This is a genomic window from Pseudomonas sp. FW305-3-2-15-E-TSA4 (genome assembly GCF_058787295.1).
Map to the genome: position 1 here is coordinate 299,258 of NZ_JBYSZP010000007.1, position 6,629 is coordinate 305,886.

Below are 6,629 nucleotides of genomic sequence, written 5' to 3' on the forward strand. Positions count from 1 at the left end.
CAAGTTGCGAGCGTTAGGTACAGTAAGTCGAAAGAGGCGCTTACTCTCGTCTATGGAGGCTCGGAAGAAGAGTTTCCGAACCCTAATCGGCCCCCCGAAATCACGACGAAGTGGGAGGAGGTGTCGGGAGGCCTTGTGACTGGTGATTATGTAATGGCGAGCCAGGATCCCTTCGTTTACGGAATCGTTTACACAAACCGTAAGTCCGGAAAGAAGTACATATTCGAACACGATAGCAACATGAATGCTTTGCCTGAAACAGGCTGTCAGTGGTGACTCACGTACTTGAGAAAGGGGACTTAAAGTCCCCTTTTTTCATCCGCAAATCCCGCTACGACTTGGCCGCCAGGTTCCGCACTTCAATATGGTCGAGCGTCCCTTCCACCATCAATCGCACCCCGTCCGCCATTCTGCTCAGGGCCAGTGCTACTGAGCGGCGGGAGCCGTGGAGGTCGTCGGCGAGGTCGCAGGCGATGGCGCTGATGGACAGGAGGTCTTCGGAGGCGTTGGCCATCAGGGCTTCGGCGTCGGTGCCGGGGGTGAGGCTGAAGAGGCCAGTTTCGCGTTTGGGTTGGGATTCGGTGCGCGGTTTGAAGTGGTGGTCGAGGGCGCGTTCGGCGGCTTCGTGGAATTTCTTGGATTCCAGCGATTCGTAGGGCGATATGTCTGGGGTTTCGGGGGGATTGGGTGTTGGTTTGATCATTCGGTCTTACTCCAGTTTCAGGAGCCGACACCGTTTCGCTCGCACTTCGAAAGTGGTGGCAGCTGTGCATAGGTGTGCAAGACCGGTGGAGTCACCCGGCAGACCCGAAGGCCTCCCATACACAGCAGCCATAACGATCCGCGAGCATAGGAAAACGCTCGGCGAATTGCCATAACCAATGTGGACTCTCACCGGACTTGCACGTCCGTATCACCAATTCGTGGTGACCTATTGAGGCTATCGATGAACCATCATCCTGCCTAGTTCACGCACAACACCACGCCTTGCAGGAAATTTCCCATAGGTTTGCAGGCTGGAAGGTCAAAAGATCGCAGCCTTCGGCAGCTCCTACAGGGATGTGTTTCAACAGGTGTAGGACGGTGGGTGCAGAAGTGTGACTTGGCGGTCATCGTGCGGGAAATGGGCTGCATCATCTTCCAATAGCGGCCGATAGTGGCGTTATCGTCTGAATCCCTTACACTGCCCCGGCCGTTCATTTTCCTTTTGAGGCTGTGCGCATGAAATTTCGTTTTCTACTGTGGATGCTGGGTCTGTTGATGGGTAAGGCCAGCCGGACAAATCCTGCGTTCCAGCAGCAGTTGGGTGACAAGGATCTGGTGTTTCAGCTGCAGACGCTGGACGGGAAAGTGGCGCGGCATTTCGTGGTGAAGGATCAGCGCATTACCAGCAAGTCTGGGGTGGTGGCGGAGCCGGCGTTTGCGATTGCGTTCAAGGATGCGGGTTATGCCTTTGCCACGATGCAGGCGAAGAACAAGCAGCTGGCGTTTATGCAGGGGATTCAGGACAAGTCGATCCAGCTGAAGGGGAATCCGGCGCTGGTGATGTGGTTTCAGGGATTGATGAAGTATTTGAAGCCGAGGAAGGCGAAGCCTAAGGCTTGAGTGGAAGGGCTTGAGTGGAAGGGCTTGAGTAGAAGGGCTTGAGTAGAAGAGCTTGAGAAGATGGGCTGTCGTGGCGAGGGGATTTATCCCCGATGGGCTGCGCAGCGGCCCCAAAACCTGAGACCTCGATATAACTGACACACACTGTTGGCTGGGTTTGCGACTGCTGCGCAGCCGGCCGGGGATAAATCCCCTCACCACAGGGTTTCGCTGAGCCAGTTGGATCGTGGTGAATTCTTCGCGAGCAGGCTCGCTCCCACAGGGGTTGTGTAAACCTTGGGGGAGCGGGCCTGTTTTGGTTCAGGCCTGGCTGAACTGCGAGGCCAGTTCGCGCAGCAGGACTTCGGCTTCGAGGACTTTACTGACCACGTCATTTGCCTTGTCGCGGGTCAGGCCGACGCGTTCGAGCAGGGCGTCGGGGATGTCTTCGTCGGGGCCGGAGCCGATGCCGCGGCTGCGCAGCAGGCGCACGGCCAGGCAGACGAGGTTCGGGTATTCGGCGTAGGCGCCGTCGTAGCTTGGGTCGTGCTGGAAGCGCAGGGCAGTGGCCAGTTCATCGGGCATGTCCCAGTAGCGCATTAGCCACGAGCCGATCTGTTCGCGGCTGATGCCCAGCAGGTGCTGCTCGATGTAGCTGTGGCACAGGTGCGGGTTGACCTCCAGGTGGCGGCAGATCAGCGAGAAGTGCGGCGGGAACACGTGGGCCAGCAGCAGGTAACCGAAGTTGTGCAGCAGACCGGCGAGGTAGGTCAGGCCGGCTTCCGGGCGCTGGGCGCGCGGCATGGCGCGGGTCAGGCCTTCGATGACGGCGGCGGTGTAGATCGATTGCTGCCAGTACGGCGTGGTGTGTTGCGGGTGGTCTTTCGGCAGGCTCAGGGTCTTGCCGAGGGCCAGGCCCAGGGCGAGGTTGATCACCAGATCGAAACCGAGCACGCGAACGATCGCGTCTTCCACCGAGCGGATCTTGCCCGGCGAGGCGTAGTACGGCGACGCCGCCCAGCTCACCACTTGTGCAGCCAGCGCCGGGTCGGTTTCGACCACGCCGGTGATGTCGTCGATGGTGGCGTTGGGGTCGACGCGCAATTTGATGATTTTTTGCGCCGTCTCGGCCAGCGGCGGAATCTCGATGGTCGCTTCCAGACGCTGCTGAATCCGGCGTGCAGTGAACGCTTGCACTGCCTGGGTGATTTCCTCGCGGTCATCGTCCGGGCGGTCGAGGTTCGGGCGGATGCTGCTCAGGGCTTCGCCGAAGTTGGCGGCGCTGGCCTTGGTCAGCATGGTCTTGAAGGCTTCGCTGGTGATCTCCAGCAGCACGCCCGGCTCGCCGGAGTTGATCAGCAGCTTCGGCTCGCGCAGCAGGCTTTCTTCGTAGAGGCACGGCGAACTGGTCAGCGCCGGCAGGCCTGGCAGCAGGCTCAGGCTGTGTTTGCCGAGCATCTTTTCCAGGCGCTCGGTGGACACGGCGGTCAGGCGTCGTCCAGTGAGTTCGGCGAGGCGATTGAGGTCGAGCAACTGGCTCTGCGGAAACAGCACCATCAGCGCGCCGACGGCATCGTCCAGCAACACGGCTTGTACCTTGCGCGAAGCGTTGAGGCCGTGGTGGTCGAGCACTTCTTCGTAGGCGATCCCCAGCTTGCCGAGCAGCAGCCGAATTACAGACGGCGCGTGCGGAAGTTCAGGGGCGAGAGCTGCGTCAGTCATGGTCTGTATCCGTTTTTGAAACAATGGCAGGAGTATAACCAGCTCTGTAGGAACGATCCTGCACAAACTGCGACGGTGCTCACACTTGGCCGTATTGCTGCCCGTGGCGCAACCAACGGTCGAGCAATGGGCTGACGTGAGTCGGCCAGCGTTCCAGCAGCGCTTGCGCGGCATCGCGCACGGCGGGCAGCAAGTCTGCGTCGCGCATCAGGTCGGCGACCTTGAATTGCAGCAGGCCGGTCTGACGGGTGCCGAGCATTTCGCCGGGGCCGCGCAGTTCGAGGTCTTTTTCAGCGATGACGAAACCGTCGTTAGTCTCGCGCATGATGCCCAGGCGCTGGCGGCCTATCTGCGACAGCGGCGGATGGTAGAGCAGCACGCAATGGCTGACCGCGCTGCCCCGGCCGACGCGGCCGCGCAATTGGTGCAACTGCGCGAGGCCGAGGCGCTCAGGGTTTTCGATGATCATCAGGCTGGCGTTGGGCACGTCGACGCCGACTTCGATCACGGTGGTGGCGACCAGCAGTTGCAGGTTACCGGCCTTGAATTCGGCCATGACCGCCGCTTTTTCGGCGGGCTTCATGCGCCCGTGGATCAGCCCGACTTTCAGCTCGCCGAGGGCGGCGGTGAGGTCTTCGAACGTGGTTTCGGCGGCCTGACAGGTCAGCTCTTCCGACTCTTCGATCAGCGTGCACACCCAATAGGCCTGACGCCCTTCGGCGCAGGCGCTGCGCACCCGTTCGATGACTTCGACGCGGCGGGTGTCGGTGACCAGCACGGTGTTAACCGGGGTGCGACCGGGCGGCAGTTCGTCGAGGATTGAGGTGTCGAGGTCGGCGTAGGCGCTCATCGCCAGCGTGCGCGGGATCGGCGTGGCGGTCATGATCAGTTGGTGCGGACACATGCGCCCGCCGACGCCTTTCTGCCGCAGCGCCAGACGCTGCTGCACGCCAAAGCGGTGTTGTTCGTCGATGATCACCAGCGCCAGATTCTTGAACTGCACTTCATCCTGAAACAGCGCGTGAGTGCCGACCACCATCGGCGTGCCGCTGGCGATTTGTTCCAGCGCGGTGACGCGATTCTTGCCCTTGAGCTTGCCGGCCAGCCACGCGACGTCGATGCCCAGCGGTTCGAGCCAGCGCTTGAAGGTGATGAAGTGTTGCTCGGCGAGGATCTCGGTCGGCGCCATCAGTGCGACCTGATAACCGGCCTCCAGCGCTTGCAGCGCCGCGAGGGCGGCAACCACGGTTTTGCCCGCACCAACGTCGCCCTGAATCAGCCGCAGCATCGGTTCGTGCTGGCTGAGGTCGTAGGCGATTTCGTTGCCGACGCGTTGCTGGGCGCCGGTCGGGTTGAAACCGAGGTTGGCCAGGTATTTCGGCGGCAGCTTTTTCGCCTTCGGCATCGCTGGCGCGCGCAGGGAACGCATGCTCTCGCGCAGACGTTGTTGCGACAGTTGATGGGTCAGCAGCTCTTCGAAGGCCAGCCGATGCTGGGCCCAGTGATGACCGAGGGCCAGCTCATCGACATCGGCATCGGCGGGCGGGTTGTGCAGGTAGCGGATCGCGTCGGCCAACGGCGCCAGTTGGTAGTCGCGGGCCAGTTCGGTCGGCAGCCAGTCGGGCAGGGTGTTCGGCTTGAGCAGCGTCAGGGTCTGCATGCACAACTGGCGCAGGCGCTGTTGGGTCAGGCCTTCGGTGAGCGGGTAGACCGGGGTCAGGGTTTCATCCACGGGCGGCGGTTCGTCACCGGTGATGGCGCGGTATTCCGGGTGGTAGATTTCCAGCCCCGAGGCGCCGGGGCGCACTTCGCCGTAGCAGCGAATCCGTGTGCCGCGCTTGAGGCCTTCTTTCTGCGCGTTGCTGAAATGGTAGAAGCGCAGACTCAGTCCGCCGGTGCCGTCCTGCATGCGCACGACGAGGCTGCGACGCCGGCCCATGACCACGTCGGCACCGCTGACGGTGCCTTCGACCACGGCGTCCTGGCCCGGGCGCAAGTGGCCGATCGGCACCACGCGGGTGCGATCCTGATAACGCAGCGGCAGGTGAAACAGCACGTCCTGGAGATTCTCCAGGCCGACCTTGGCCAGTTTCTCGGCCATGGCTTCGCCGACACCCTTGAGTGCCGTCACCGACACTTGCGACAGCTCGGTCATGACCCTGGCTTAACCGGCCGTGACCGGTGCGGCGGGCTTGGCCACCGAGCACAGGCGAACAGAGTCGGCGAGGATCTCGATGGCTTTCGGCCGCGGGAAGCTCGCGCGCCAGGCAATCGCCACGGTGCGGAATGGCACCGGCGCCGACAGCGGGCGTACTTCGATCACGCCCGGGGCGTAGTGATGGCTGTCGACAGCCGACAACGGCAGGATCGAGATCCCCAGGCCGGAGGCGACCATGTGGCGGATGGTCTCCAGCGAGCTGGATTCCACTGTGGTGTGCTTGGCGCCATCGTTGCCCTTGGTCAGGGTCGGGCAGGCCTCAAGCACCTGATCGCGGAAGCAGTGGCCTTCGCCGAGCAGGAGCAGGCTCTTGTCGTTGAGCAGGCCCGGGTCGATGGATTCTTTTTGCGTCCACGGGTGCTGGGCTGGCATCAAGACGTAGAACGGCTCGTCGTACAGCGGCAGGGTCAGCACGTCGGCTTCGTTGAACGGCAGGGCGATGATGATCGCGTCGAGTTCGCCGTTGCGCAGTTTGTCGCGCAGCACGTGGGTGAAGTTTTCTTCGATGTACAACGGCATCTGCGGGGCGACCCGGTGCAGTTGTGGAATCAGGTGCGGGAACAGGTACGGCCCGACGGTGTAGATCGCGCCGACTTTCAGCGGGGCGGTCAGCTGGTTCTTGCCGGCCTGGGCCAGTTCACGGATGCCTTGGGCCTGCTCCAGGACTTTCTGCGCCTGGGCGACAATGCCTTCGCCGACCGGAGTCAGGCGAACGGCGCTTTTACTGCGCTCGAAAATCAGCACACCGAGTTCGTCTTCAAGTTTTTTCACGCCCACCGACAGGGTCGGCTGACTGACGTGGCAACGCTCGGCGGCGTGGCCGAAGTGCTGCTCTTGGGCGAGGGTAACGATGTAGCGTAATTCTGTGAGGGTCATAGCAAGCGTCCATGAAGTTGCGGGCCAAGCATAACGGCTGCAATCGATAGACGCACGTTATCAGACTGAGTGAGGAATGCGACACCGGGCAATGTGAGTTTGCCGTTGCCAGATAGGCAAAAGGCACCTTTCGGTGCCTTTTCGATCTCACTGTCGACCCTGTGGGAGCGGGCTTGCTCGCGAAAGCGTCGTGTCAGTCGACATCCATGTATCTGACACACCGCATTCG

5 protein-coding genes are annotated in these 6,629 nt (G+C 61.9%); 1 reads left to right on the top strand and 4 read right to left on the bottom strand.

Going from position 1 to position 6,629, the window contains the following annotated elements; all coding sequences use genetic code 11:
* Positions 1-331: 331 nt before the first annotated feature.
* Positions 332-703 carry a DUF6124 family protein gene (locus tag AC3WMV_RS12460; RefSeq protein ID WP_027610398.1) on the bottom strand — a complete coding sequence of 124 codons (372 nt, stop codon included), beginning with the start codon at positions 701-703 and terminating at the stop codon, positions 332-334.
* Positions 704-1,221: 518 nt separating this feature from the next.
* Here AC3WMV_RS12460 and AC3WMV_RS12465 point away from each other — a divergent pair.
* Positions 1,222-1,605, top strand: coding sequence for a helicase (locus AC3WMV_RS12465; protein WP_103369794.1), 384 nt, complete (start codon positions 1,222-1,224; stop codon positions 1,603-1,605).
* Between the two features lie 300 nt (positions 1,606-1,905).
* On the opposite strand, the gene AC3WMV_RS12470 is transcribed toward AC3WMV_RS12465, so the two are convergent.
* The 3 genes from AC3WMV_RS12470 to AC3WMV_RS12480 all read right to left on the bottom strand — a co-directional run bounded on the left by AC3WMV_RS12470 (position 1,906) and on the right by AC3WMV_RS12480 (position 6,400).
* Positions 1,906-3,306: an aminoacyl-tRNA deacylase and HDOD domain-containing protein gene (locus AC3WMV_RS12470; protein ID WP_007962347.1), complete on the bottom strand. Its 1,401-nt coding sequence runs from the start codon at positions 3,304-3,306 to the stop codon at positions 1,906-1,908.
* Positions 3,307-3,385: 79 nt separating this feature from the next.
* A complete protein-coding gene (recG, locus tag AC3WMV_RS12475; RefSeq protein ID WP_103369795.1) occupies positions 3,386-5,461 on the bottom strand; it encodes an ATP-dependent DNA helicase RecG in 2,076 nt (691 codons plus the stop codon).
* Between the two features lie 9 nt (positions 5,462-5,470).
* A complete protein-coding gene (locus tag AC3WMV_RS12480) occupies positions 5,471-6,400 on the bottom strand; it encodes a hydrogen peroxide-inducible genes activator (protein WP_007962352.1) in 930 nt (309 codons plus the stop codon).
* Between the last annotated feature and the right edge of the window lie 229 nt (positions 6,401-6,629).

Bases quoted from the DNA above. Each gene is read 5' to 3' on its own strand.
- AC3WMV_RS12460 (WP_027610398.1), bottom strand. From the start codon at position 703: ATGATCAAACCAACACCCAATCCCCCCGAAACCCCAGACATATCGCCC.
- AC3WMV_RS12465 (WP_103369794.1), top strand. From the start codon at position 1,222: ATGAAATTTCGTTTTCTACTGTGGATGCTGGGTCTGTTGATGGGTAAG.
- AC3WMV_RS12470 (WP_007962347.1), bottom strand. From the start codon at position 3,306: ATGACTGACGCAGCTCTCGCCCCTGAACTTCCGCACGCGCCGTCTGTA.
- recG (WP_103369795.1), bottom strand. From the start codon at position 5,461: ATGACCGAGCTGTCGCAAGTGTCGGTGACGGCACTCAAGGGTGTCGGC.
- AC3WMV_RS12480 (WP_007962352.1), bottom strand. From the start codon at position 6,400: ATGACCCTCACAGAATTACGCTACATCGTTACCCTCGCCCAAGAGCAG.